The sequence below is a fragment of the Enterobacter sp. 01-M-03-SI-ECC genome, from assembly GCF_047530215.1.
Lineage (GTDB): Bacteria > Pseudomonadota > Gammaproteobacteria > Enterobacterales > Enterobacteriaceae > Enterobacter > Enterobacter chengduensis.
In genome coordinates this window covers 1-26,139 of the sequence record NZ_JBLKDA010000014.1, presented here as the reverse complement: position 1 = coordinate 26,139, position 26,139 = coordinate 1, and the positions used below count along the sequence as shown (strand labels likewise).

Annotated in this window: 25 protein-coding genes and 2 pseudogenes; 8 read left to right on the top strand and 19 right to left on the bottom strand. The window is 55.6% G+C overall.

Annotated features, from left to right (window positions below; all coding sequences use genetic code 11):
• Nucleotides 1-2 precede the first annotated feature (2 nt).
• A complete protein-coding gene (locus tag ACMWKK_RS13965; protein WP_112779950.1) occupies nucleotides 3-1,220 on the bottom strand; it encodes an MFS transporter in 1,218 nt (405 codons plus the stop codon).
• A 144-nt stretch (nucleotides 1,221-1,364) separates the two neighbouring features.
• Here ACMWKK_RS13965 and ACMWKK_RS13960 point away from each other — a divergent pair, with 144 nt between their 5' ends.
• A complete protein-coding gene (locus tag ACMWKK_RS13960; protein ID WP_406542817.1) occupies nucleotides 1,365-2,414 on the top strand; it encodes an AI-2E family transporter in 1,050 nt (349 codons plus the stop codon).
• A gap of 101 nt (nucleotides 2,415-2,515) precedes the next feature.
• A complete protein-coding gene (gene acpT, locus ACMWKK_RS13955) occupies nucleotides 2,516-3,136 on the top strand; it encodes a 4'-phosphopantetheinyl transferase AcpT (protein ID WP_112779949.1) in 621 nt (206 codons plus the stop codon).
• Here the strand turns inward: acpT and arnF are convergent.
• The 8 genes from arnF to ACMWKK_RS13915 all read right to left on the bottom strand — a co-directional run bounded on the left by arnF (nucleotide 3,081) and on the right by ACMWKK_RS13915 (nucleotide 11,417).
• Nucleotides 3,081-3,473, bottom strand: a complete 393-nt coding sequence (gene arnF / locus ACMWKK_RS13950) for a 4-amino-4-deoxy-L-arabinose-phosphoundecaprenol flippase subunit ArnF (protein ID WP_112779948.1) — start codon at nucleotides 3,471-3,473, stop codon at nucleotides 3,081-3,083. The two genes, acpT and arnF, sit on opposite strands and share 56 nt — an antisense overlap.
• Nucleotides 3,470-3,808 carry a 4-amino-4-deoxy-L-arabinose-phosphoundecaprenol flippase subunit ArnE gene (gene arnE / locus ACMWKK_RS13945; protein ID WP_181663637.1) on the bottom strand — a complete coding sequence of 113 codons (339 nt, stop codon included), beginning with the start codon at nucleotides 3,806-3,808 and terminating at the stop codon, nucleotides 3,470-3,472. Before arnE ends, arnF begins: the two co-directional genes overlap by 4 nt.
• Complete coding sequence (gene arnT / locus ACMWKK_RS13940; RefSeq protein ID WP_045327168.1) at nucleotides 3,805-5,460, bottom strand: lipid IV(A) 4-amino-4-deoxy-L-arabinosyltransferase; 1,656 nt, start codon at nucleotides 5,458-5,460, stop codon at nucleotides 3,805-3,807. Before arnT ends, arnE begins: the two co-directional genes overlap by 4 nt.
• Nucleotides 5,457-6,359, bottom strand: a complete 903-nt coding sequence (arnD, locus tag ACMWKK_RS13935; protein WP_112779946.1) for a 4-deoxy-4-formamido-L-arabinose-phosphoundecaprenol deformylase — start codon at nucleotides 6,357-6,359, stop codon at nucleotides 5,457-5,459. Before arnD ends, arnT begins: the two co-directional genes overlap by 4 nt.
• On the bottom strand, nucleotides 6,356-8,338 hold the full coding sequence (gene arnA / locus ACMWKK_RS13930) for a bifunctional UDP-4-amino-4-deoxy-L-arabinose formyltransferase/UDP-glucuronic acid oxidase ArnA (protein WP_045327172.1): 1,983 nt from the start codon (nucleotides 8,336-8,338) through the stop codon (nucleotides 6,356-6,358). The genes arnD and arnA overlap by 4 nt, the downstream gene beginning before the upstream one ends.
• Nucleotides 8,335-9,318: an undecaprenyl-phosphate 4-deoxy-4-formamido-L-arabinose transferase gene (arnC, locus tag ACMWKK_RS13925; RefSeq protein ID WP_045327174.1), complete on the bottom strand. Its 984-nt coding sequence runs from the start codon at nucleotides 9,316-9,318 to the stop codon at nucleotides 8,335-8,337. The genes arnA and arnC overlap by 4 nt, the downstream gene beginning before the upstream one ends.
• Nucleotide 9,319: 1 nt before the next feature.
• The gene (arnB, locus tag ACMWKK_RS13920) at nucleotides 9,320-10,459 is read right to left on the bottom strand and encodes a UDP-4-amino-4-deoxy-L-arabinose aminotransferase (protein WP_045327177.1); all 1,140 of its coding nucleotides are present in this window, start codon (nucleotides 10,457-10,459) and stop codon (nucleotides 9,320-9,322) included.
• 451 nt (nucleotides 10,460-10,910) lie between these two features.
• Entirely contained in the window at nucleotides 10,911-11,417 is a 507-nt protein-coding gene (locus ACMWKK_RS13915; RefSeq protein ID WP_112779945.1) for a phenolic acid decarboxylase, read from the bottom strand.
• 99 nt (nucleotides 11,418-11,516) lie between these two features.
• On the opposite strand from ACMWKK_RS13915, the gene ACMWKK_RS13910 reads away from it, so the two are divergent.
• Both ACMWKK_RS13910 and ACMWKK_RS13905 read left to right on the top strand, forming a co-directional pair.
• Nucleotides 11,517-12,398, top strand: a complete 882-nt coding sequence (locus tag ACMWKK_RS13910) for a LysR family transcriptional regulator (protein WP_045327180.1) — start codon at nucleotides 11,517-11,519, stop codon at nucleotides 12,396-12,398.
• Nucleotides 12,399-12,430: 32 nt separating this feature from the next.
• Nucleotides 12,431-13,225: an SDR family NAD(P)-dependent oxidoreductase gene (locus ACMWKK_RS13905; protein WP_045327183.1), complete on the top strand. Its 795-nt coding sequence runs from the start codon at nucleotides 12,431-12,433 to the stop codon at nucleotides 13,223-13,225.
• Nucleotides 13,226-13,230: 5 nt separating this feature from the next.
• Here the strand turns inward: ACMWKK_RS13905 and ACMWKK_RS13900 are convergent.
• A pseudogene (locus ACMWKK_RS13900) lies at nucleotides 13,231-13,410 on the bottom strand (NlpC/P60 family protein); the annotation flags it as partial.
• Nucleotides 13,411-13,761: 351 nt separating this feature from the next.
• Between ACMWKK_RS13900 and ACMWKK_RS13895 the strand changes: the two are divergent.
• The gene (locus tag ACMWKK_RS13895) at nucleotides 13,762-14,421 is read left to right on the top strand and encodes an HAD family hydrolase (RefSeq protein WP_072265755.1); all 660 of its coding nucleotides are present in this window, start codon (nucleotides 13,762-13,764) and stop codon (nucleotides 14,419-14,421) included.
• Between the two features lie 83 nt (nucleotides 14,422-14,504).
• Here ACMWKK_RS13895 and ACMWKK_RS13890 read toward each other — a convergent pair whose 3' ends face one another.
• Nucleotides 14,505-15,530, bottom strand: a complete 1,026-nt coding sequence (locus ACMWKK_RS13890) for a TerC/Alx family metal homeostasis membrane protein (protein WP_045327187.1) — start codon at nucleotides 15,528-15,530, stop codon at nucleotides 14,505-14,507.
• Between the two features lie 327 nt (nucleotides 15,531-15,857).
• Here ACMWKK_RS13890 and ACMWKK_RS13885 point away from each other — a divergent pair, with 327 nt between their 5' ends.
• A complete protein-coding gene (locus ACMWKK_RS13885) occupies nucleotides 15,858-17,192 on the top strand; it encodes an MFS transporter (RefSeq protein WP_112779944.1) in 1,335 nt (444 codons plus the stop codon).
• A gap of 37 nt (nucleotides 17,193-17,229) precedes the next feature.
• Here the strand turns inward: ACMWKK_RS13885 and ACMWKK_RS13880 are convergent, their stop codons facing one another.
• Complete coding sequence (locus tag ACMWKK_RS13880; protein WP_112779943.1) at nucleotides 17,230-17,967, bottom strand: IclR family transcriptional regulator; 738 nt, start codon at nucleotides 17,965-17,967, stop codon at nucleotides 17,230-17,232.
• Between the two features lie 169 nt (nucleotides 17,968-18,136).
• Between ACMWKK_RS13880 and ACMWKK_RS13875 the strand changes: the two genes are divergently transcribed.
• Both ACMWKK_RS13875 and ACMWKK_RS13870 read left to right on the top strand, forming a co-directional pair.
• Nucleotides 18,137-18,829 (top strand): RraA family protein, encoded by a 693-nt coding sequence (locus tag ACMWKK_RS13875; RefSeq protein WP_112779942.1) that lies wholly within the window; start codon nucleotides 18,137-18,139, stop codon nucleotides 18,827-18,829.
• Nucleotides 18,829-19,767, top strand: coding sequence for an NAD(P)-dependent oxidoreductase (locus ACMWKK_RS13870; RefSeq protein ID WP_045327193.1), 939 nt, complete (start codon nucleotides 18,829-18,831; stop codon nucleotides 19,765-19,767). The genes ACMWKK_RS13875 and ACMWKK_RS13870 overlap by 1 nt, the downstream gene beginning before the upstream one ends.
• Nucleotides 19,768-20,137: 370 nt before the next feature.
• On the opposite strand, the gene pcoE is transcribed toward ACMWKK_RS13870, so the two are convergent.
• From pcoE to pcoA, 7 genes and pseudogenes are all read right to left on the bottom strand, one after another.
• Nucleotides 20,138-20,572, bottom strand: a complete 435-nt coding sequence (gene pcoE, locus ACMWKK_RS13865) for a copper resistance system metallochaperone PcoE (RefSeq protein WP_000723069.1) — start codon at nucleotides 20,570-20,572, stop codon at nucleotides 20,138-20,140.
• A 217-nt stretch (nucleotides 20,573-20,789) separates the two neighbouring features.
• Nucleotides 20,790-22,190, bottom strand: coding sequence for a copper resistance membrane spanning protein PcoS (pcoS, locus tag ACMWKK_RS13860; protein WP_001211180.1), 1,401 nt, complete (start codon nucleotides 22,188-22,190; stop codon nucleotides 20,790-20,792).
• On the bottom strand, nucleotides 22,187-22,867 hold the full coding sequence (gene pcoR / locus ACMWKK_RS13855; RefSeq protein ID WP_001188930.1) for a copper response regulator transcription factor PcoR: 681 nt from the start codon (nucleotides 22,865-22,867) through the stop codon (nucleotides 22,187-22,189). The genes pcoS and pcoR overlap by 4 nt, the downstream gene beginning before the upstream one ends.
• A gap of 54 nt (nucleotides 22,868-22,921) precedes the next feature.
• A complete protein-coding gene (gene pcoD, locus ACMWKK_RS13850) occupies nucleotides 22,922-23,800 on the bottom strand; it encodes a copper resistance inner membrane protein PcoD (protein WP_229692861.1) in 879 nt (292 codons plus the stop codon).
• Between the two features lie 55 nt (nucleotides 23,801-23,855).
• Nucleotides 23,856-24,236 (bottom strand): copper resistance system metallochaperone PcoC, encoded by a 381-nt coding sequence (pcoC, locus tag ACMWKK_RS13845; protein WP_000025662.1) that lies wholly within the window; start codon nucleotides 24,234-24,236, stop codon nucleotides 23,856-23,858.
• Nucleotides 24,237-24,275: 39 nt separating this feature from the next.
• Nucleotides 24,276-25,166: a copper resistance outer membrane transporter PcoB gene (gene pcoB, locus ACMWKK_RS13840; RefSeq protein WP_001378118.1), complete on the bottom strand. Its 891-nt coding sequence runs from the start codon at nucleotides 25,164-25,166 to the stop codon at nucleotides 24,276-24,278.
• A gap of 5 nt (nucleotides 25,167-25,171) precedes the next feature.
• Nucleotides 25,172-26,020, bottom strand: a pseudogene (pcoA, locus tag ACMWKK_RS13835) (multicopper oxidase PcoA); the annotation flags it as partial.
• Between the last annotated feature and the right edge of the window lie 119 nt (nucleotides 26,021-26,139).

Here is a 26,139-nt window from a genome sequence, read left to right as displayed (position 1 = left end):
CTTTACGATGATGACGTGGCCTCCGGTGCCTGCACCGGGGGCCATTTTTTTAGCCGCCACGTCAGCAGCAGCGCAATCACCACCAAACCCGCCGCGGCAAGGTAGATCACCGGCACGCCCGCCCAGGCCATCACCAGCCCCGCCAGCGGGCCGGTAATGCCTAAAGACATATCCATAAACACCGTGTAGGTCGCCAGCGCCGCGCCCTGATTCTGCTGCGGCACGGCTTTTACCGCCACCACGCCCAGCGCCGGGAAGACCAGGGAAAAGCCTGCTCCCGCGAGAAACACGCCCGCCTTCGCGACCCAGGGCACCATCGCTATTCCGGTCAGCAGCAGCCCGACGATCTCTATCGCAAAGCAGATCATCGCCACGTTCAGCCCGCCCAGTCGGTTGATGCCGTTAGGGAAAAGCAGGCGCGCGCCAACAAAGGCACAGCTGAACAGGGTTAACGCAAAGGCTGCGCCGTCCCAGCCTTTGGCGTCGTAGAACAGGGTAATGAAGGTCGCGATGACGCCGAAACCGGTGGTCGCCAGGGCCAGGGCCATGCCGTATGGCCAGACGCGTCCCAGCACCGCCCGAAACGGCAGCGGCTTGCCCTTGCTGGCCTTCACCTTCGGGCGCGGCAGCGCAAACAGGATCGCCAGCAGCGCAACCGCCATTATGGTCGCGGCCAGCCCATACAGCCCGCCAAGCGCATAGCAGGCCACGCCGAGCGGCGCCCCGAGCGCCATCGCGCCGTAGGTGACAATCCCGTTCCAGGAGATCACCCGGCCAATGTGCGGCGCGCCAACCACCCCCACGCCCCACAGCGTCGAGCCGGTTCCCGCCAGGCTTTGCCCGATGCCGAGGATGACGCGCCCCAGGCAGAGCAGCACCAGGCTGACCAGCGGCCAGTGGCTGGTGGTGGCCGCCAGCAGATAGCTCAGGCCGCTTAGGAAACAGCCGCACAACCCCACCACCACGATGCTTTTGGGTCCGAACAGGTCAGCGTAGCGCCCGGCATACGGACGGCTGAGGAGCGTGGCGAAATATTGCAGGCTAATCACCAGCCCCGCCCAGAAGGCGCTAAAGCCCATCACGTCATGGACATAGCCCGGCAGGACCGCCAGCGGCAGGCCGATGGTCAGATAGCTGGCAAAGTTAAAAATCACGACGGAAACGATGCGCAGATTGAGGCGCAGTCCGCTCAGTGCCGGTTCAGCGGCAGGTTCGGGCATGGGGTTCTACCTGGATTTTTACAACAGTGTTTCACTATTACCACGGCGCCATAAGAAAATCAGCCCCGACTTTCAGATTAACGGTGCCAGACGAAGCGAGGCCCGGGCACTACACTTACCGGGTCATCATATTAAGGAACACGCATGATCGCTAACCCGTCCGACAAAGCAGGACTCCACATCTTATTAAAACTCGCCTGCCTGGTGGTTATCCTTGCGGGTATCCATGCTGCCGCCGACATTATTGTTCAGCTCCTGCTGGCGCTCTTTTTTGCCATCGTGCTTAACCCGCTGGTCACCTGGTTTTTACGCCGGGGGGTCAGCCGGCCGGTTGCCATCACCATCGTCGTCATCGTGATGCTGATTGCCCTGACGGCGCTCTTTGGGGTGCTGGCGGCATCGCTGAGTGAATTCTCCACCATGCTGCCGCAGTACAACAAAGAGCTGACGCGTAAGATCGTGGCGCTGCAGGAGATGGTACCGTTTCTTAATCTGCATATCTCCCCCGAACGGATGCTGCGCAGGATGGATTCCGAGAAGGTCATGACCTACGCCACCACGCTGATGACGGGGCTGTCAGGCGCGATGGCCAGCATTCTGCTGCTGGTCATGACGGTGGTATTTATGCTGTTCGAGGTTCGCCACGTTCCCTACAAGCTGCGCTTTGCACTGAACAATCCACAAATTCACATTGCTGGCCTACACCGGGCGCTGAAGGGCGTCTCTAAATATCTGGCGCTGAAAACCCTCCTGAGCGTCTGGACGGGGGTGATTGTCTGGCTGGGGCTGATGCTGATGGACGTGCAGTTCGCGCTGATGTGGGGCGTGCTGGCCTTTCTGCTTAACTACGTGCCCAATATTGGCGCGGTGCTTTCCGCCGTGCCGCCGATGATTCAGGCGTTTCTGTTTAACGGGTTCTACGAATCTATGCTGGTCGGCGCGCTGTTCCTCGTCGTGCATATGGTGCTGGGGAATATTCTTGAGCCGCGCATGATGGGACACCGGCTGGGCATGTCGACGCTGGTAGTGTTTTTATCCTTACTGATTTGGGGATGGCTGCTGGGGCCGGTCGGCATGCTGCTTTCGGTCCCGCTGACCAGCGTGTGTAAGATCTGGATGGAGACCACCAAAGGCGGCAGCAAGCTGGCGATCCTGCTGGGGCCGGGACGACCTAAAAGCCGGTTGCCGGTGTAAGCCGCTGGTCGGGTTAGCCATCACCGGGGACAATAGATTATAGTAATGGTTTCGCTGCGCAACTTTGCGACGCGCTGTTTTGACTGAAGGCCAGACGTTATATGTACCAGGTTTTTCTGGGAAAAATCTCCTCGCTGAGCACCAGCCGCTGGGCTGACGCGCTCTCCCGACACGCGCCGGAAGGCACCCAGCGCGCGCGCTGGCTGGCAGGTCGCGGGCTGCTTTCGCGTCTGCTGGCCCCGGCGTCGCTCCCGGAGATTATCCACAACGAACAGGGGAAGCCCCTTTTTGCCGGCGACTTTCCGCTGTGGTTCAGCCTTAGCCACTCGGAAGATGACATTGCGTTAATTATCAGTGACGAAGGTAACGTGGGCTGTTCCCTGGAGCGTATTCGCCCGCAAGATAACTGGCGCACGCTTGCCAATGCCGTCTTCAGCGGCGCCGAGCACGAAGAGCTGGAAAAGGAAACGCCAGAGCACCGGCTTACGGCATTCTGGCGCATCTGGACGCGGAAGGAAGCGATCGTTAAGCAGTGCGGCGGCCACGCCTGGCAAATGGTGAGCATTGACAGTACCGCCAGCGCGTTTCACTCGGTCAGCCACTGCCGGATAGACTCGCTGAGTCTTGCGGTCTGTACCGCGACGCCTTTTGAACTCAGCGCCGGGATCATCCATTCTGCTGACGACGTACTGGCCGAAAAATCGTTAACACGCCCAGAATAATGAATCCCACGCCCACCAGCCCGTGCCAGGAGAAGCGCTCCTCCCAGCCCGGCAGCAGGATCGCGGCACCCCACACCAGGATATAGCTGAGGCTCAGCAAGGCATACGCTTTGCTGAGCGCCATGCGGTGCAGCGCCAGATACCAGCAGCCCATGGAGGCCACATACCCTATCAACCCTAACAGCAGCGCGCCGGTGCCGGATGAGAAGTGCCACAGCGCGGAAATAAGCGCCAGAACATCGCTGACCGGCGGCAGTGCCTGCATGGCATCGCGCAGCAGCAGCTGCGCCGCGCTGACCAACAGCACGCTGCATAACGCCCAGAACGTTCCTTTCACAGGCTCCCTCCCAGAACGACAATCCCAATGATGATCAACCCGACCCCCAGCCAGTGGTGCGACGCGACGTTTTCACGCCAGAATACCTTCGCCGCCAGCGTCACCCAGACGAAATTGAGGCTCAGCATCGGGTAAGCAATGCCGACGGGCAGGCGCTGCAGCACCACCAGCCAGACCAGCATGCCGCAGCCCAGCGCCAGCAGCGCCAGGCCAAGCCACAGCGCGATATGCGCCCCACGCCGCCCGGCTTTCGCCGGACGGGTAGCCTGTTTCTGGCACAGCTGCCCCGCGCAGCTGAGCAGGCTTGCCAGGATCAGCCAGATCCAGGTCATCACTTCGGCAGATACTGCAGGTAGGCCAGACGCCCCTGTATATACAGGCTATCCGGCTCTGGCAGATTTGCGCGCGCCAGTTCGTCCTGTTTTGACAGGAGAATCACCAGCGAGATGCGCCCCTGCTGACGATGCGTCGCCAGCCACTGCGCGAAGTCATCTTTATCGACAAAACGATCTTTTGCATCAGGATAAGCCAGCCCGTAGCGCAGCTCGCCGCTCTGATCGAACATCGTGATGTCATTACGCTTCAGCTCCCACGCCAGGCCCGCGGCCACGCCCACGTTATTGGTCAGCACAAACCGGCTGTCCTGCAGCGGCTCGCGCACGGTGTCGACCAGCGACTGCGGCTGTTTGGAATCCACCACCAGGTTAGGAATGGCAAAACCAATCAGCAACGCCAGGCCCGCAGGACACAGCGCGGCCAGCCACCACCGCTGCTGGCTCTGCCTGAGCGTAAACCAGCCTACTGCCGCCCAGACGAGGAACGCGACCACCGCGCAGAACACTTTATACAGTTCGACCGAGGTCCAGACCGGATGCTTGGTCAGCCCCCACGGCGAGACCACCAGCGCCGCCACCACGCCGATAACGCCAAACGCCAGGTTAATCCCGCCGTTAATGCGTAACGCTTTGGCGCCCTTTTCCGCCGCGAGGCAGGCATAGCGAGCCATCAGGATAGCCAGCGGGGCAAAGCACGGCAGGATATAGGTCGGCAGCTTGCCCTTAGCGATGCTGAAGAACAGCAGCGGCATCACCACCCAACCCAGCAGATAGAACCCACCGCCCGTGCTTTGTCTGTCATTCCAGCCGAGACGAATCGCGCCGGGCAGCAGCGCCAGCCACGGCAGGCTGCCCGCAATCAGGAACGGCACGTAGTACCAGAACGGGGCTTTATGCTGCGCGTCGCTCTGGGCAAAACGCTGAATATGCTCAACCCAGAAGAAGTAACGCCAGAAGTCAGGCTCACGCTGCGCAATGGCCAGCCCCCACGGCAGAACAATCAGCACGCAGCTCAGGATCGCGAGCCAGCCAAAAATCAGCACCTCTTTCCAGCGCTTCTGGGCAATCACCCACGGCAGCACGCCAATCACCGGTACCGCCAGCGCCAGGAAGCCTTTGGTCATCACCCCCATCCCGCAGGCCAGCCCGAGCAGCACATAGCCACCCGCTTTTCCGGCCACGGTTTGAGCCTGGGACGCCAGCCAGAAGCTGCACATCGCCGCCACCAGCCACAGGGTGATGATGGGATCCAGCACCGCATACGTGCCGATGCCATACACCAGGAACAGGGTCAGGAAGATAAGGCCGGAGAAAATGGCTACCCGCTTATCCTGCCAGAGACGCCAGGCCATCCAGATCACCAGCAGCGCCGCAACCCCGGTGGAGAAAATGGACCCGGCGCGCACGGCGAGGTTCGTGTGCCCGAAGAGCATCTGCCCGATGCTGTTGATCCAGTAGCCAGCAATCGGTTTTTCAAAGTAACGCAGCCCCAGAAAATGCGGGACAATCCAGTCTCCGGAGGCCAGCATTTCGCGGCTGATTTCCGCATAGCGGGTTTCATCAGGCTGCCACAGCAGGCGGACATCGACAGGAATGAGGTAGTAAACGATAAACAGTGCGAGAAGCGCTAAGCCATAACGGGCTGTTTTCATGGGACCGGACTCACGGTTTGTTGATAGCCAAGCCAGCCTTCCCGGCCAGCCATTTCATTACGCACAACTTTGCCCACGGGCAGGGTGCTGAGGTCGTTTGGCAGCAGCTCGCTCAACGGGCAGAATTCAATGCCCTCCTGAGCGGCCATCGTCAGCAGCTCGTCGAAATCATGCTGATACGCAATCCCCTCCACTTCGGCATGGATCGTATACACCGGCGTACCGGCGTCACGATGAATGCGGTCCAGAATGAAGCGATTGAACTCATCGGCCTTCACCTCGCGCCCGACCACTTCATCCCAGGTGGGAAGCGTGACCGGAATTTGCACCGTACCGTAGCGATTTTCGCCTAAAAGCGGCAAAAAGGGCCCGGTTCCGCGGCAATCGCTGTTGTAGCGAAACGCGAAGGCCTCTTTGGCCTTCACGACGCGCTGATCCGCGCGCCATCCCGCCACGGCGGAACAGCGCACGGGCTGGCCGATAATGGCCTCCAGCTCCAGCATCCCACGCTCGACCTCGCGGGACAGGCGCGGGATATCCCAGACGCCCGCCCAGGCTTGCCAGGCATGGTGATCCCAGGCGTGCAGACCCACCTCATGATGCTGCGCCGCCTCACGGATAACGGCTTCATTACCCGCGCCGATGCGTCTGCCGGGCCAGGCGGTGCCGGCCAGCAAAATATCCCAGCCGTAGAGGGATGCTGCGCGCGAGCGCAGCATTTTGAACAGAAATGCCGGTTTAATCAGACGCCATAAATGGCGTCCCATGTTGTCAGGCCCCACGCTGAAGAAAATGCTTGAACGCACGTCGTGCTTGTTCAGCAGTTCCAGCAGTTTGGGTACGCCGTCACGCGTTCCCCTGAAGGTGTCGACATCAATGCGTAAACCGACTTTTTTCATGAGACCTGTTCCGACAGCTCCACGGTGCGCAGGAAGAAATCAAGCGTTTCATCAATGGTCTGTTCCATCTTCACCGTCGGCGTCCAGTTCAGGCAGCGCTTCGCGTTGCGAATGCTTGGCTTACGGTGCTCAACGTCCTGATACCCTTTACCGTAGTAGCTGCTGCTTTCCACTTCGCGGAAACCGGCAAATGGCGGGAATTTATCGCGCAGCGGATGGCGCTCAAAGCTGGCCAGCAGCATCTCGGCCAGCTCGCGAATGCTCGCTTCGTTGTCCGGGTTACCGATGTTGATAATTTGACCGTTGCAGCGGTTATCTTTGTTCTCAATGATGCGGAACAGCGCTTCGATACCGTCGCTAATATCGGTGAAGCAGCGCTTCTGCTTGCCGCCTTCGATCAGCTTAATCGGCGAGCCTTCGACCAGGTTCAGGATCAGCTGGGTGATCGCACGGGAGCTGCCGATACGCGCCGCGTTCAGGTTATCCAGACGCGGGCCCATCCAGTTGAACGGACGGAACAGGGTAAAGCGCAGGCCCTCTTTCTCACCGTAGGCCCAAATCACGCGGTCCAGCAGCTGTTTGGAAACGGAGTAAATCCAGCGCTGTTTGTTGATCGGCCCGACCACCAGGTTGGAAGTGTCTTCATCGAAGTTCTTATCGGTACACATGCCGTACACTTCAGAGGTGGACGGGAAGATGATGCGCTTGTCGTATTTCACGCAGTCGCGGATGATCTTCAGGTTCTCTTCGAAGTCCAGCTCGAACACGCGCAGCGGGTTACGGGTGTACTCGATTGGTGTGGCGATGGCGACCAGCGGCAGCACCACGTCGCATTTCTTAATGTGGTATTCAATCCACTCGGAATGGATGCTGATATCCCCTTCCACGAAGTGGAAGCGCGGGTTGTCGAGGAAGCGGCTGATGGCATCGGAGCCGATATCCAGACCGTAAATCTCGTAGTTATCGTCCTTAAGCAGACGTTCGGTCAGGTGGTTACCGATAAAGCCGTTCACGCCGAGGATCAGCACGCGGGTGCGGCGTTTGATGGCGACCACCGGTGCGCTGGTGATCAGCGCCCCGGCCACCAGGCCCAGGGACTGCGCCAGCTGAGTGCCCTGAACGTACAGACCGTTGTCGGTTTGTCCGGTAACGATCTCCAGCGCCTGCTCGCCGCAGCTCACTACCAGCGGGGAGACGGAGACGACGGTGCCCGGTTTCGCGGCAGGAATGTCGTCACGCACGCGGGATTTCCAGACGATGAATTTGCTTACGCCCGCAAAGCTGTACGCGCCCGGCCACGGATCGGTCACGGCGCGCACCAGGTTGTGCAGCTGGCGAGCCGGTTTGTTCCAGTCCAGACGACCATCTTCCGGCGTGCGGCGACCAAAGCAGCTTGCCTTGCTCTCGTCCTGCGCGGTCTCGCTGAAGGTGCCGCTCAGGATGGCGGGAAGGGCATCACGCAGCAGCGTCTGAGCCGTTGCGTTCAGCTTTTGGTGCAGCTGCAGCGCGGTCTCGTCCGCATCAATAGCGACTTTCTGCTGTGCCACGATAGCGCCCGCATCCGCACGATGCACCATGCGGTGCAGCGTGACGCCGGTTTCCGTTTCACCGTTTACCAGCACCCAGTTCAGCGGGGCGCGGCCACGGTAGGCTGGAAGCAGAGAACCATGGAGATTAAAGGCGCCTTTTGCGGCCAGGCCTAAGATCTCATCGGAAAGCAGGTTGCGATAGTAGAACGAGAAAATCACGTCAGGCGCGAGCGCGCGAATGCGATCTACCCACAGCGGGTGGTTAACGTCGTCCGGCGCATAGACCGGGATCCCGCGCTCGGCGGCGATACGCGCCACGGATCCGAAAAAGTTATTCTCTCCGGCCGTGTCCGGATGGGTAAAGATTGCCGCAATGTCATAGCCCGCTTCCAGCAGGGCCAGCGTGCCCGTGCACCCCATATCGTGATACGCAAATACAACAGCTTTCATGGGTGAATTTCCTCTTGAGATGCTTTGTGTTCCTGACGGACAACACGTTGAATAAAGTAGCGCGGACGCGCGCGAACATCGTTATAGATACGGCCAATGTATTCACCGAGAAGGCCCATTCCGACAAACTGGGCGCCGATGAACATAAACAGCACGGCAAAGAGCATGAAGACCCCTTCCGCCGCCCACTGAGGGCCAAAGACCAGGCGCAGTACCACCAGCAGGACAGAAATCGCAAAGCCCGCCAGCGCGATAATGCTGCCGAAAACGCTCAGCAGACGCAGCGGCGTGGTGGTCAGGCAGGTGATGAGGTCATACATCAGATTGATGAGACGCATAAAGCTGTACTTCGATTCCCCGTGCTCGCGCTCGGCGTGCAGAACCGGAATTTCCGTTGCCTTACGGGCAAAGGTATTCGCCAGAATCGGAATAAAGGTGCTGCGCTCGTGGCAATGCAGCATGGCATCGACAATATGGCGGCGGTAGGCGCGCAGCATGCAGCCGTAGTCGCCCATCGCTTTACCGGTCGTGCGCTGGATCAGACGGTTGATGGTACGCGAGGCCAGCTTGCGGAACAGGCTGTCCTGACGGTTCTGACGGACCGTGCCGACCACGTCATAGCCTTCGTCGGCTTTGGCCACCAGGCGCGGGATCTCTTCTGGCGGGTTTTGCAGGTCAGCGTCCAGGGTGATGATGAGATCGCCCGTGACGTGGCTGAACCCCGCCATAATTGCCGAGTGCTGGCCGTAGTTGCGGTTGAGCAGCACGGCAACGACATGGCTGCCTTCAGCCTGCGCGGCCTCTGTCAGCATCTGAGCGGAATTATCGCTACTGCCATCATCCACCAGCAGAATTTCGTAAGCCTTGCCCATCGTGTCGCAGGCGGCCGTTGTGCGGCGGATCAGTTCGGGCAGGCTCTCCTGCTCGTTATAAACCGGGATTACCACGGAAACTTTTTGTACAGGCGGTGCACTGAACATATCAATGTCCTGCGAGCTGATGGAGTGCGGTAATGACGCGGGTTGTGTCGTCATGAGTCATGTCCGGGAAAAGAGGGAGAGAACAAATACGCGCGCTATTCCATTCAGAATTCGGGAGCGATACATCAGGAAAACGCTCGCGGTAGTATTTTTGGGTGTGGGCCGCGCGGAAGTGGAGACCGGTACCAATGCCTTTCTCTTTCAGCGCCGCCATCAGGTTGTCGCGTGAAATCCCGCAGCGCGCTTCGTCAACGCGAATAATAAACAGGTGCCAGGCGTGCACGTGCGGCCATGACGGAATGGTGAGCGGCTGGAACGGCGTATCGGCAAGCTCCCGCAGATAGCGTTGAGCTATTTCCTCACGGCGCCTGTTGGCCTCTTTCAGTTTGCCTAACTGCACCAGCGCCAGCGCGGCGTTGATGTCTGCCAGGTTGTATTTATAGCCCGGCGCGATCACTTCCGCCTGCGGCGCGCGGCCGTGCGTCTGGCGATCATAGGCGTCTACGCCCAGGCCATGGAATTTCAGACTGCGGATCCGCTGTGCCAGCTGCGCGTTATCGGTGACCACCAGGCCGCCTTCCGCGCAGGTCATATTTTTAATGGCGTGGAAGGAGAAAATCGCTGTCCCTTTCCAGCCCACATGGCGGTTCTTGTAGTACGTTCCGGCGGCGTGGGCCGCATCTTCAATCACCGGAATACCGTGACGTTCACCAATGGCATGAATAGCGTCGATGTCACACGGCGCACCGGCATAATGAACGGGGATAATGGCTTTGGTACGCGGGGTAATAGCGGCTTCAACGGCTTCTGGCGTCACCATTAATGTGTCTTTGTCCACATCAATCATGACCGGCGTGGCACCCAGCAACACGATCATATTCAGCGTGGAGACCCAGGTCTGGGAAGGGGTTATGACTTCATCGCCCGGGCCAATATCCAGCGCCATCAGCGTGACGTGCATGCCTGCGGTGGCTGAACAGACGGCAATCGCGTGTTGATTCCCGGTAAGCTGACAGAATGCCTCTTCGAGTTCCTGATTCTTAGGCCCAGTGGTGATCCAGCCCGACATCAAAACGTCCTGAAGCGCCGCAATTTCCTCAGCGCCCATCGACGGTCGCGAAAAAGGCAGAAAATCACTCATTATTAATTTCCTTGCTGTATTAAAGGCGTCATCTTTTACTGCGCTGTCGTAATGGGCAGCTCAATGGGATCATGCAAGATGGTTATTAAATAAAGACCAAATAAAATTAAGTCGCTATAACAGTTATGTCAACAAACCATCAACTGAAGCAAAAGTAGCGTCGTTTTCTTAGGAAAAAATTAAGACAGAGGATAAGCAGGGGAGTAACAGCACAGGAAAAAGAATAAGAAGTCGTTTTACAACAGCATGATAGTGAATTTTGCTATTTTTTTATTTTTTGTGGGGTGACTCACAGCAGTAAATCTATTATTTCATTTCGTTTACATTAAAATTATAAGAAAAGTAAATGGATACTCAACCAAAATAAAAATCCCGGAGGTTTGGGCGGAAATTCCGTCCTCCTCCGGGAACTTTTTATTAATTTGAATTGTCGCGGATTCAACTGTCGCGCTTAGTTAAGATTAGCAGGAAAATCATCCGGCAGTTCGCTGGCGGCGCAGGCAATCACGCTTTCGTTATTTGCACCGCAGTCGCGTACAAAGGTGATGGTGGCAAATTCATCAATCACTTCCGTTGGATATGCCGGGCCCGCATCGCGATAGCTGTTCATCAGCGGAATATGATCGTTCTGGAAGCAGACGGTTTTCTCCGGATTGTTCATGACCCAGCGCGGGAAGAAGATAGTACCGTGGAACAGTTTGTCGCCCAGGTTCGCAATCAGGCTCACGTCGGTGCCGGTTGGCTCGGTCCAGGAAATTTTATAGATATTCTCCCCAACGCGAACGATGTACGCCTGCTGATCTTTCACCCAACGGTTTGCCACAAGGCCGCTGTGGATACGGTAGTCGAGGGTGTTCTCATTTTTGACGTAAATTTCGTAGTTCCAGCCGTTATCGTAGGTATAAACCAGATGTTTGCCGACGAAGCCGCTTAAGTCATGTTTGTCGAAGTTGCTCATAATGTGTCTCCTTTGTTTTGATGAACGTATCGTACCCCTTCAAAAAATGAATTAATAACGCTATGTTTGAATCAAATTAATTCAAAAATTAGATATGTTATGCATAAAACAACCCTTGAACAGTGGTCATTACTTGAAAAAGTGGTCGAGGCCGGGAGTTTTGCCAAAGCGGCAGAACAGACGCACCGCAGCCAGTCTTCCGTTAGTTACAACCTCTCTTTGCTGCAGGAGCGCCTGGGCGTAGCGCTGCTGGTTGTGGAAGGGAGACGGGCCGTCCTCACGCCCGCTGGAGAATTCTTGCTGAATCAGGTGAAACCGCTGCTTAAGGCGTTCTCTTACGTTGAGACGCGCGCCGCGACGCTGCGCAGCGGTATGCGAACCCGAATCGATCTGATCGTAGACAGTATTTTTCCCCGCCGCAGGCTGTTTGCGATTTTAAGACAATTCCAGCAGCGGTATCCGCAAACCCAGGTGCATCTCACCGAGGTGCTGGAAAATAGCCGCGTGGACACCCTGAACGACGAAGCGGACGTGATGATCTTAACCCGCCGCCAGGACATGACCGGGCTTGGCGAATGGCTGATGAATATCGACTTTGTTGCCGTGGCCCATCACCAGCATCCCCTCTTTCACCTCGACGCGCCGCTAAATGATGAGATGCTGCGCCCGTGGCCGCTCATCCAGATTGCGGACAGCCAGCCCGCCGCGCCTGCTGCCGGCGAGTCGTGGACCTTCTCTACCATCGACGCCGCCATCGAGGCCGTCGTCTCTCAGGTTGGCTACGGCTGGCTGCCAGAGGAACGCATCCAGACGCTGCTGGATCAGGGCGTACTGAAACGCCTGCCGCTGAGCCACGGCGCACGCAGGGCAACGCCGCTACACCTGATCGTTAAGCGTACCCTCGCCCCGCTTGATGAGCAGGTTGAGACGCTGCTGCGCCTTTTTAGCCAGGAGCCGCCATCCTCACCTGCTACGCTTTAAGGTCCGAACGTTAAAACGATAGGGAGCAGATGATGAAAATCGACTTTGCGGGGAAAGTGGCGCTGGTCACCGCCTCAACCGGCGGGATCGGGTTCGCCATTGCCAGAGGGCTGGCAGAAAGCGGTGCGGAAGTGATCGTCAATGGCCGCAGCACGGAATCGGTGAATAAAGGCATTCAGCAGCTACAGCAGGTGGTGCCGGGCGTGCAGGTGCGGGCCGCGATTGCCGATCTCAGCACTCCTGAAGGGGTTGAGTCGCTTCTGAAGGTGGCGAACAACGTCGATATCCTGGTTAACAATGCGGGGATTTACGGTCCTCAGGATTTCTATGCCACCGACGATGAGACCTGGGAACGATACTGGCAAACCAACGTGATGTCCGGCGTGCGTCTTTCCCGCGCCCTGCTGCCGGGCATGGTGCAGAAAGGCTGGGGGCGCGTGGTGTTTATCTCCTCCGAGTCGGCCTGCAATATTCCGGCGGACATGATCCACTACGGCGTGACCAAAACGGCGCAGCTCTCGCTGGCGCGCGGCCTGGCGAAATTCGTGGCCGGAAGCGGCGTAACGGTCAACAGCGTATTGCCGGGCCCGACGATGTCTGACGGTTTCGCTGAGATGATGAAAGATGAAATCGAGAAAACCGGCAAATCGCTGGATCAGCTGGCGAAAGAGTTTGTAATGGCCAACCGCCCAAGCTCGGTTATCCAGCGCGCGGCCACGGTGGAAGAGGTCGCCAATATGGTGATTTATGTCTGTTCGCCTCAGGCCTCCGCCACCTCGGGCGCGGCGCTGCGCGTCGACGGTGGCGTGGTAGATGACATCATCTGATGCTGTCAGGCCGCACTGCCCGCGACGCGACGGGCGGTAATGTAGTGCGCTTGCCAGTAATCATCCGTCAGGGTTGAGACCGTTACCCCCTGGCTGCTTGAGGCGTGAATAAACTGGCTATTGCCGATATAAACGCCGACGTGCTGGCGGTTTGGGCCCGTCTGGAAGAAGACCAGATCGCCGGCGTTGCTGCCAGTTCACTGTTCATCGATAACATCGACGCGGGTAATTGAAAGCTGAACGCAAAAAACGAAGCAAAACTTAACGTGAGGATTGAAATAAGCGATCTCAGAGTCATATCAAGAAAGAAGCAGTGAGTGAGTTTTTCCTTACCTGTGGGGGCCAATGGTTCCCCTAAAATCGTGCGATGTGGCGACAATATAGACAGCTCGTTTTTTCACCAAATATTATCGAGACCAAAATTGGACTCACTTTGAGATCGCAAGATCGCGAAAAAAATGGTGGTGATATAAGGACTGTCCAGGTAAAGCAGGTAAACTGATCCCCAGAATGTGTATTTCAGCTAAGACGTATTTATGACCAATATGATTGCCGACGAGACGGTGGCAAAATCCAACGTGCTCTCTGTCTTTGACTTTGATGGGACGTTAACGCACCACGACAGCTTTATTCCTTTCCTGCGTTTTGCCTTCGGGAAACGTTACTTCGCGGGCCGCCTGGTGCGTATGGCGCTCCCCACGCTCCACTGCGTGCGTCGCAAGCTGACGCGCGACGAGCTGAAGGAAGTGCTGATCAAAACGTTCCTGACGGGCGTGGACGAGCACTGGCTGCGCCAGCAGGCGGAAGCCTTTTGCGAAAAATACTGGAACAAGCTGATGCGCCCCGAAGGGGTGCTGGCGGTGGCGGCGGAGGTAAATTCCGGTGCGGAGGTGACCATCTGTTCCGCCTCCCCGGCGCTGGTGCTCCAGCCTTGGGCGGATAAGCTGGGCATTAAGCTGATTGGCACGCAGCTGGAAGTCAAAGACGGCAAGCTGACGGGACGCATCACGGGCAATAACTGCCGCTGTGCCCAGAAGGTGGCAAGGCTGGAAAAAGTGTATGGCGACCTGAACGCCTATCATCTGCGCGCCTGGGGGGATACCCGCGGCGACCACGAGCTGCTGGCGGCGGCGCAGGATCCGCACTGGCGGCACTTCCATCACCCGCGCAAGCGCCGTAATTCACCGATTAAGTAGCCTTTTGCCGGGTGGCGGCTGCGCCTTACCCGGCCTACATTCGATCCGTAGGCCCGGTAAGCGAAGCGCCACCGGGCGAGACATCAGGCAGTACGTTTCCCCGGGAACATCACGCTCGCGATAATCCCCAGCGCCAGCACGCCCAACACCACAAACAGGCTGGCCGTTGCGCCAATGCTGTAACCGTGATGCCAGAAGTGATCGGTGGCATTTAGCCCCAGCTTGAACGCCACGAAGAACAGCAGCAGCACCACGGCTTTTTCGAGGTGCACCAGATACTGCTTCAGCGCTTCCAGCACGAAGTAGAGCGTACGCAGGCCGAGGATGGCGAACATCATGGCGCTGTAGATAATCAGCGGCTCGCGGCTCACGGCAATAATGGCCGGCACGGAGTCAAACGCAAACATCACGTCAGAGAGCTCGACAACGGCCACGCACAGCAGCAGCGGCGTCGCATAGCGCTTCGCCTTCTTCACGCGGCCCACCATCACGTCCTGGTTTTCCGGCTTCTCAAGCTCCGCATCCACCTCTTTCTGCGTCAGAAGAAAGGCGTTGCTGCTGATTTTCGGCCAGACCGGATAGAAGCGCTTCACCAGGCGATAGGCGAGATGACCGGAGTAATCTTCGACTTCGTCACTCTCTTCATTGCGTCTGAGCATCATCACCGCCGTCCAGCCGACGACCAGCGCGAAAATCACCTCTACGTACGGCCCCAGGCTTAACAGGCTGGTACCGATCGCCACAAAGATGCCGCGGAAGACAATCGCCCCCAGCACGCCCCAGTAGAGGACGCGGTGGCGGTACTTATCCGGCACGCCGAACCAGGCGAAGATCGCCATCATGACGAACAGGTTATCAACGGAAAGCACCTCTTCCAGCGCATAGCCGGTGAGGAACAGGCTTGCCATCTCGGCGCCGTGGTGGACATACAGGAACCCGGCGAACGCCATCGCCATCATGACCCAGAACAGGGACCACATGGCGGCGCTTTTCAGCGAGATGGGCTTGTCGTGACGGTGCATAAAGAGGTCGATAAACATCGCCCCAGCGGCCATCACCACAAAGACAACAACGGTTTCCGTGGGGAAACCGAGATGAGCAGCAGACATACATAACCCTTTTATAGAGGCAAAGAACAACACCATGCAGGCTGGCGTCAACCAGCAGAGAAAAAGGGTGGGCTGTTTCTTCACATCCCCCCTCAAAACCGCAGCGCCAGGGCCGCGCAAGGTGTGTACTTTACCTCACAACGTGGGGTGGCGCATCTGTCGTTTGGACGCTTTGCGTAACCCGTTCTATCTGTGAGTTACCTCTTATTTACATCATTTAAACCTGCCATTAACTGGATAAAAAGAATGCACCGCCGCTATAGTGGTTTTGTTAAATAAAACTTAGTTGTACCTGATAAAACCAATAAGAAACCCTGCGAGGACACAATGACAGAACATTTACGTAATGGCGCCACCGCCAATGAGGACATTGAAAGAGAGACGATGCGGAAGGTGATCTGGCGTATTCTCCCGTTTCTGATTGTCAGTTACCTGGTTTCCATTATCGATCGCGGGAATATCGGCATGGCTTCGCTGCAGATGAATGAGGACCTTGGCCTCAGCAAAGCGGCGTTTGGCTTCGCGAGCAGTCTTTACTTTGTGGCCTATTTTTTGTTTGAGGTGCCCAGCAACCTGGCCATGCAGAAAGTGGGGGCACGGCTGTGGATCCCGCGCATTATGATCAGCTGGGGCATCGTCTCCATGTGTATGTCCCTGGTGCAAAACACAACTTCGCTTTATATCGTCCGCTTTCTTCTCGGGGCTGCAGAGGCGGGCTTCTTCCCGGGCGTCGTGCTGTATCTGACCTGGTGGATCCCTTCCCGCTACCGCGCACGCATTATTGCGTCCTTTATGGTCGCCATCCCGCTCGCTAACTTCATCGGCTCCCCGCTCTCCGGGTTGATTTTGTCCCTGGATGGCTGGCTGGGCCTTCGCGGCTGGCATCTGCTGTTTATTATTGAAGACTTACCGGCCGTCATGCTGGGCATTGTCGCCTGGTTTATTCTTCGCGATCGCCCTCATCAGGCGAACTGGCTTAGCAGTGAACAGAAACAATGGCTGGAAACCACGCTCGAGAGTGAACGTCAGCAGCAAAAAAATATCGGCCATCAGACAACATGGCAGCTGCTGAAGCATCGCCAAATCTGGCTGATGGCGCTGATTTACGCGGGCGCATCTTCAGCGGGCACAACGATCAGCGTCTGGTCCCCTCAGCTGCTCAAAACGTTTCATCTCGATAATCTGGAGACGGGTCTGTTCAACGCCATCCCCTACGGTCTAGCGTCCGTCCTGATGATTGTCTGGGGACGAAGTTCTGACCGGACCAACGAACGCCGCTGGCATACCGCGCTGACGCTCTTCATGATTGCAGCGGGCGTCATTGCCGCGTTCATGAACGCATCGCTGTTTGCCACGATTGTGATACTCAGTATCATCTTGATCGGTGCTTATTCCATGAAGGGACCGTTCTGGGCGCTGGCATCTGGCTGGATGAGCAGCACCTCAGCCGCCGCAGGCCTCGCCGCGATTGGGGCCATCGCCAACCTTATTGGCGGTGCGGTGATGGTCAATGCTTACGGCATTATTAATGAGCATACGGGCAGCAGTACCCTTGCCATGCTTCCTCTGGCTGGGCTGTGCGTAGCGGGTGGTATCGCGGTGCTGGTGATGGGGCGTCAGGCGCGCAACGCAGGCGTGCATAAAAAGCAGGTCACAAACTAGTCAAAACCAGAGCGGGACGCCTGTCCCGCTTTGCCCGTCAGGCGTTCTCTTCCGTCGTATCGCTCGTTTCACCATAAAACTGCGTGCAGAAGGCTTTACTCGCCCCCATTTTCTGCGACAGACGGCTGGCAGCCGCATTCATCAACTGGCCTATCTCCTTCTCACGGCGATCTTCCGTCAGCCGTGAGATGGGGCCGGTCAGGGCTAACGCCGCAACCAGCTTGTCGTGAACGCCAAAGACAGGCATCGCGAACGCCGCGGTATGGGGATCGCGCGCGCCTGACGTGTAGAGAGGAAGTTCAGCATCGCCTTCCGGCAGGCTCTCGTTCAGCCCCCAATGACGCAATACCTTACTGATGGCCGAATCATCGAGTGGAAACTGGCTGCCGGGAAGATTGCTGTGTCGCAGGCCATGCGACGCTTCAGCGCGAAACAGGCAAAGACGCTGCCCTCCTTCCAGCACATACCAGCTGGCACTCTCCTCAGAGGCCAGGGATAAGGCCTGAAGCTCTGGCTGCACCACACGGGAAAGATGGAAGGACTGTTCGTACAGCTTGCCGAGGTATAGCAGACGTGGGCCAAGCGCATAATTGCCGTCTTCATGTCTGACGACGTAATTCATCCGTTCCAGAGAATTCATCAAGCGGTAAACCGTGGTTTTGTGATAACCCGACAGCTGTGCCAGCGCGGTCAGCGTCAGGCTCTCTTCCCCTGGACGGAAGCAATCCAGTAAAGCCAGCGCTTTTTCAACCGCTACAACGCCTTCATTCCCCATCATTATCTCCTTGTTAGCCCGGCAGTGAGTGTACCTCAAATTTTGTGAGTCACTTCGTGTTTACATCACAAACGCTGCCTCGGGTCTGGCTAAAAGGAAAGCAACACCGCTATAGTTGTTTTGTATTGTACACCTGAATTGTACACAGTAAAACAATATGGAGGCATTCATGTCCGTTTCTGAAAAACAACCGATTAACCGCCAGTTCGAACGCGTCTCTGCTGAGGATGTTCGTCGGGCTGCCGATTATCAGGCAGCGATTCTGGCCGACGTGGCCGGTCGCCGCGGTACGCTTCATGGCCGAATCAAACCGCTTGCACCCCACATGAAGGTTGCGGGTCCGGCCATCACCGTTGAAGTTCGCCCGGGTGATAACCTGGCGATTCATGCCGCGATGGCGGTTGCACAGCCCGGCGATGTCCTGGTCGTCGATGGCAAAGGTGACCTGAGCTGCGCGCTGCTTGGCGAAATCATGGCCACTCAGGCCCGGGCGAGCGGCATTGCGGGCATCATGATTGACGGCGCTGTACGTGATGCCGATACCCTGAGCAAAGGTGACTACCCCGTCTTCTCTGCCGGCCTGAACCCCTGCGGCCCGACAAAGTTAATTTCTGGCCGGGTTAATCATCCCATTTCGGTCGCCGGGGCGACGGTTCAGGCCGGGGATCTGGTCGTTGCGGATATCGACGGCGTGGTCGTCATCCCCCGCGGTGAGGTTCAGGAGGTTATCGCGCGGGCCAGAGGAAAGCTGGAGATGGAGACCCGGCGTCTTGCCGCCATCCGTGAAGGCGATTTGCGTCCGCACTGGCTTGATGACGCGCTTCGCCAGGCGGGGATGTTAGCTGACGGGGAGGCGCTGTGATGGGGGGCAAAGACGTTATTCTGGTTACCGGAAGCGACCTGGCGGAGCAGGCGATGGAGATGTTACAGGGCTTTGAGGTGGTGTTTGCAGGTCGCCAGCCCACGGAAGATGATCTGATCGCGCTGTGTAAACAACATAATCCCGTGGCGATTCTGGTGCGTTACGGCAGGATCACCGCGAACGTCATGGATGCCGCCCCGGCTCTGCAGGTGATTTCCAAGCACGGAAGCGGGATCGACGTGATAGACCAGGCGGCAGCGGCCGAGCGCAACATCGCCGTTCGCGCTGCGCCGGGCGCAAACGCGGCGGCCGTGGCTGAACACACCTGGGCGCTGATCCTCGCCTGCGCAAAGTCCGTGGTGCCTATGGACAAGCGGCTGCGCGACGGGCACTGGGATAAGGCAACGCATAAATCCATTGAACTGGAGGGCCTCACGTTAGGACTGATCGGGTTGGGTGCCATCGGCTCGCGCGTGGCGAATATTGGTCACGCCTTCGGCATGAAGGTGCTGGCTTACGATCCCTATGCTAAATCCATGCCTGCCGTGTGCGAACGCGCCGAAACGCTGACCGGGCTGCTTTCCCGTGCCGATGTCATCTCGCTGCACTGCCCGCTGACCGATGAGAATCGGGGGATGATCAATAGCCAGACGCTCGCCCACTGCAGGCGGAATGCCATTCTGGTGAATACGGCACGCGGCGGACTGATCCACGATGAATCGTTACTGGCGGCGCTCCGGGACGGCACGCTGCACAGCGCGGCGCTGGACAGCTTTACCCATGAGCCGCTAACGGCGCCGCACGTCTGGCAGTCCGTAGAAAACGTGGTTATTTCACCTCATATTGGCGGCGTTAGCGCAGCGTCATATATCAAGATGGGAACCGTGGCCGCGAGCAATATTCTGGCCGTGACGGACGCCACCACCGTCACCCCGTAAAACCAACCGCGACGGGTGGCAGCGCGCTTAGGTCACTTGTCTTCTGCTGTGTAGAGACATTAAAGTTGTCTCCTTTAACATGAAAAAGACTTTAAAGTTGTAAAGTTTTAAAAAAACACATACAAAACATGATGCTAAGTGTGTATCACACGCTGTTCCAACATTATGCCTTGATGTTCTTGCAGGAACTGCAATTTACAGGAGGAAAAAGGTGTTTTTGTAGTTATCTGGCGTTACGTGACAGTGTTGGTCAGATACTTCCACCTCTTCAGAGTTAAAGTTTGATATATGGGAAAAAAAACGCTCCCGGACGGGAGCGTAAGCCAGTGACTTCGGCGTCAAATGAGGGTCTAACAAGTGGAGCTGCGGGTTAATTCTGGGTGATCTGACTGCGATGCTTATCAGCCTGCTGCTGGTGAACAACGGAAGACTGACCATTATTCGCCTTCTCATGTACAGCTGCGGCCTTCTCATGCTCGCTCATTTCAGAAAATGACTTTGCTGTTTCGTTGGTAGCTCCGGGTTTAGCTTTCATCATTTTTTTATGCATTTCAGCCATGTCCTGGTGGGCAGCAGAATTGCTGTTTTGCATCATGTCATGGGACATTGCGGCCTGATCGTGACTGCTCATATCCATCATTGTCATGCTGTCTCCCTGAATTGCACTTTTTTCAGCAGATGACTGCATCTGGTGGGCAGGTGCCTGTGCATTATTTACCTGGTCATGCATGTTCATTGTCTCTGCAGCCATGGCAGATGAAGCGGCAGCCATAATGGCAACAAATGATACGAGAATCTTTTTCATGGTTGGGTCTCCGGTGTTTACATACCCAAACAATCAATGGCTTATAACAGAGAAAGCAGTTGATCTCAGGGCGGGTTAATCATCACTCCAGGAACCAGGTGATTGTGTTATCACGCTGCTCCTGATTTATGAATAATTATAAAAAACCGCCTCTGTTTATCGCGTGACTGAATGATGACAATTTTGTCACCTTCCAGGTTTCTCCTGAACAACGGGATTAATCCATTAACAGGCGCACTTTGAACACAATTTCACGCCCCTGCTGTTCTGCTGACAGCTCGCCGCCGTGAGCATGAATGATCGACCTTGTAATTGATAATCCCAGCCCCGCGCCTTCCGTGTTGTAGAACCTTGATGAGTCTGCGCGATAGAACCGGTCAAACAAACGTTCCAGATTAGCGGGAACCTGGCCGGACATCGTATTCGTAATCATCACGTTCACACAGTCACTGTCACGCTCAAGGTGTATCGCTGTACAGGTGTTATCGGGAGAATACTTGATTGCATTGGAAAGCAGGTTACTGAAAGCACGTCGGAGCATATCGCTGTCTCCGGCAACAACGCCCTCTCCTTCAACCGTGATTGTCTTTCCTGTTTCGTCTGCCAGGGGCTCGAACAACTCACGTAATTCATTCAGTTCGGCTGCCAGATCCACATCATGTTTATCCAGCCGCAGCAGACCATGCTCTGAACGTGCCAGAAAAAGCATGTCACTGGTCATTCGTGACAACCTTTTCAGTTCTTCCAGGTTAGCGAATAAAATTTCGCGGTAATGCGAAACATCCCTTTCCTTAGCCAGTGCAAACTGCGTCTGCATCATCAGATTACTGACTGGTGTGCGCAGCTCATGCGCGATGTCAGACGAGAAATCTGACAGTTTCCGGAATGCCCCCTCCAGGCGATCAAACATATTATTGAACTCCTGCATGGTCTCAGAGATTTCCGGCGGAGCCAGATCGGGATTTAGACGCTGATCCAGGCTGTGTACGGTCATGGAGGAAGCCAGACTGGTCATTTCCCGTAGCGGTTTCAGACCAATACGTGTGGTCAGCCAGCCCAGAAAAACAGAAATAAAGACCAGACCGATATTGAACCAGAACAGCCAGGTACTGAGTTTGTCCATAAACAGGGTGTGATACCCAGTATCCGTGGCAACCGTAATGATGACATGTTTGCTTTTACCCTGTTCCGGCGTCACGGCAACCCGCCGCGAGATACTGCGGTACACGGTGTTATTTTCTTCCGTCTGGATCATATAGTCGAGAATATCACCCGACTTATTAAGCAGGACCGCTGGAACAACAGAATTTTTGGCATAGAGTTCAACAATTTTTTCATTTTCCATGTTTTTTATAGAAATGAATAAGCCATTGTGCCCCACCATCGCATCGTTTATTTTTTCTGATAATGACTTAATATCCGTTTTGTTCCTGAACGTCTCTGTTTTAAGAAACTCTTCGGTGAGCTGAAGTTTACCTGTCAGAAAATCGCGGTCCTGATTATCGAAATAGCCATTAAGGGTGCTAATCAGGATAAAACTTGATAACCACCATACCGTAAGCATCACCGCAGAAAAAATCAGGCTCAGGCGTGTGGTCAGGGAAATTTTGAACCTCACTCTTCTCTGATCTCCAGGACATATCCGGCACCGCGAACGGTATGGATCAGTTTTGGCTCAAAGTCATCATCAATTTTACTTCTCAGACGTCTCACGGCGACATCAATCACATTCGTATCACTGTCAAAATTCATGTTCCAGACCAGGGACGAGATAAGACTCCTGGGTAACACTTCTCCGGTGCGTTGCAGCAGCAACTCAAGCAGAACGTATTCTTTACCGGTGAGATGGATCTTCTTCCCCGAACGGATCACGGTCCGGCGCACCATATCAACGGTCATATCGGCGATGGTGCAGACTGTTGCGGCCTGCGAGCGTGCCCGGCGCAGTAGGGTTCTTACACGTGCAACCAGCTCCGTAAAATCAAAGGGCTTAATCAGGTAGTCATCTGCGCCAAGCTCCAGTCCTTTCACTTTGTCCCGCACGTTGTCCTTTGCGGTTAAAAACAGGACCGGTTCTTCGTGCCCGGACTCCCTCAGTGCGCTGATGATTTGCCACCCGTCGAGGAAAGGCAGCATCACGTCCAGTATTATCAAATCATACTGTCCCTTCGACGCGGCCCCGAGACCATCGCGGCCATTATTAAAGAGATCGGCCTGATAGCCTTCCTCAACCAGTCCCTGCTGCAGGTAACGACCTGTTTTTTGTTCGTCTTCAACGATTAAAATACGCTGCATGGTCAACTCGCTGATATGAAAGTAAAAATCTCACGCATGAGCTTTGGCTGTCCCCTAGCTGACCTGAGACGGAGCAAGCATTCCGAGCCACGCTACGGCGCCCAGAATGATAATCGCAACAACGAATTCTGTCAGGATGCTGTTTCGCATCAGGGCAACGCTGCGATCATAATTCCCTTCCCTGACCATAACTTCAAGCCGGGGACCCAGGTGAAACCGGTTTGCTGCAGCCAGAAGAAGCATCAGAACAAACAGAGCCGTCTTGGCAAGCAATATCCTCCCCCAGGAACTGTTGAATAAGGGAGTTAAGTTACCCTCAGCAATATACAGATAGTTGACCAGCGCACTCAGGATCAGGGCTACAACAATCACCGTTCCTGCCGTGGCAAATTTTGCCAGGGAGTCAGATATCACAATGACGCTCTGTGCATTATGCTCGTTTCTGCGCATCAGCAGGATAGCAAATGCAACCAGAGCACCTGTCCAGGCACCTGCAGCGCCGAGATGGGTCAGATCGCTCAGTAAATGGAGATAGTAATGCAGACCGTCATGCATAACGGCGTGTCCTCCCCAGGCAAGTGTAGCCAGCGCCACGCCCCCACTCATCGTCATCAGCAGGCAGGACAATACTCTCTTATTAGTGTAAAGGAACAAAGCACCGAGTGTGGTAAACAGGGCACAGAGCCTGACAATCCAGCTAATACCCACATCAGTTTCTTCTATCACCATCTCGATAACATGGATGGATAATTCTCTGAGGTCAGTTACTCCACTCATGGCATTAGATACCAGGAGCATATTAATGCCAGTAAGAATGATGCCTGTAACAACAGCAAAAGTTATAAACGACCTGAAATTAGTCAGGTTATAGGTTTCATGTCTAACACCGCTTATTCCATATATCTGAAAAAATGGCAATCCAAATATTACCATCAAATCCAGATAAAGAAGAAAACGAATAACAATCATAATCAGGTCGTTCATAATATTACTTCACTGTAAAGGTGTAATTACCGGTAATAGGGTGCGTATCTGAAGAAACCGCGCGCCAGTCAACACGATAAGTGCCAGCGGGTAAAGGCTCTCGCGGAATAATGACCATCGATTTAGGGTCAGCGCCTGGCGCCACTTTTGCCGCGACCGGCATCGGAGAATGTGATGACATGCCTTTCATACCCGTCATCGTTAATTTTGCACCTGAGAATTTCACGGTCAGATTTTCCGAGAAATTAAGCTGAATCTTTTCCGGGGCCGCTACGGCTGAATCAGCCTGTGGCACAGAGCTTTTTAATTCCGGATGGGCCATAGCAGAGAAAGCAACGCCCATAACGAGGCCACCTGTAAGAATGGCTTTATTTAAAATCGACATTTTATTTACCTATTTAGTTGAGTGTTTTATATCAGTGCGTTAAAACCAGATTCTGGCTCCCGCCAGGAATACTACCTGATGGTCTTTCTCACCTTCTCTTTTCGCCATATCGGATGTTTTCCCGTAAAGTTGATTCCAGGAAACGCCTATATAGGGTGCAAACTCACGGCGTATTTCATAGCGCAGCCGGAGCCCCAGCTCTGTGTCAGTCAGTCCCCTGCCGCGACCCCGCGATTCATCATCCTGACTGTAGAAATTCACCTCATAGGATGGCTGGAGTATGAGCCGGTTAGTCAGTAAAACGTCGTATTCTCCTCCCAGACGAAGGGCTGCTTTTCCGCCATTACTGACAAAACCCGTAATTTCAGACTCAAAATTATAGAGTGCCAGCCCCTGAAAACCGACAGCAGCCCAGGTCCGGGCAGAAGCAGGTCTGAAATCCTGCCTGACACCCGCAACCAAATCCCACCATGGGCCAACCGCATGTCCCCAGAGTAACTGCGCTTCAGCCGCCTCCGTTTCCCCATTGCTTCGTTCACCTTCACTCTTTAGCCAAATCCGATCTGTGTCGCCTCCAATCCAGCTGTTAACACTCCAGCTGAAATTGTTGGTGTTATCCGACCGTTGCCATTCCAGTTGATCCAGCAGAACCAGATAATTAATCGCACTGTCGTGAATCGCATGCCCCTGTAAATTGCCGAATGCAGCCTTCCGGTCGGCATCGGTAACAGGCGGAATTGGCGTTCTGCTCTCAGTTACAATGGGCTCCATTGACGTCATCTCAGTGAAATTCTCATCTGCTGGCATCTGCATGGCAGACATGTCGTGCCCGGCGTGGGGATCTGCAGAGACGGAGCCCGCCGCAATAGAAAGCTGTGAGGTAAACAAACCGGCGACCAGAACAGGTATGGCCTTCAAATTTCTCTTCATTCGCATCATTCCTCCACCCGGACTTCACGAAACATTCCCATTTCCATGTGATAGAGCAAATGGCAGTGATACGCCCAGCGGCCAAGCGCATCTGCTGTCACTCTGTAACTGCGTTTTGTACCAGGGGGAACATCTATTGTGTGTTTACGAACCATGAAATTACCGTTTTCATCTTCCAGATCGCTCCACATACCATGCAGGTGAATGGGGTGAGTCATCATGGTATCGTTGATCAGCGTGATCCTGAGCCGCTCACCGTATTTCAGCAGCACCGGTGCGGCATCTGAAAACTTGATTCCGTTAAATGACCAGGCAAACTTTTCCATGTGGCCGGTTAAATGCAGTTCTATGGTACGGCCAGGTTCACGTCCGTCAGGATCCTCAAAGCGGCTTTTCAAATCCGCGTACGTGAGAACCTTTCTTCCGTTATTTCGAAGACCAATACCCGGATCATTTAATTTCGGAGAGACGCTCATCGCCTGCATATCAACCAGTGGGTTATCCGTTTCTGACGCAGGATGACTTTGCATACCCGGCATTCCGGCCATCCGGGAATGATCCATACCGGCCATGCTGCTGTGATCCATGGGCGCGGAGGATGTCCCGCTATCCGGAAGGTCAGCACCGTCCATAGACATCATCTCTCCGCTGTTATCCATGCCTCCCATCTGGCTGTGGTCCATTCCTGCCATATCATGTCCCATTCCCCCCATACCCATATCTTCCATGGTCAACAGAGGACGGGGATCGAGGGGGGGAACGGCAGCACTTAACCCCTCTCTCGTGGCCAGTGTCCCTCGAGCGTAACCGGTCCTGTCCATGGATTGTGCGAAGATGGTATAGGCCTCACCCTGTACTGCACCCATTTTGTTGGACGATGAAATGGAATAGTCCCTGATATGTCAAAGCCAAAATACCCCTTCGAAAAGCGCCTTGAAGTCGTGAATCACTACTTCACAACTGATGATGGTTA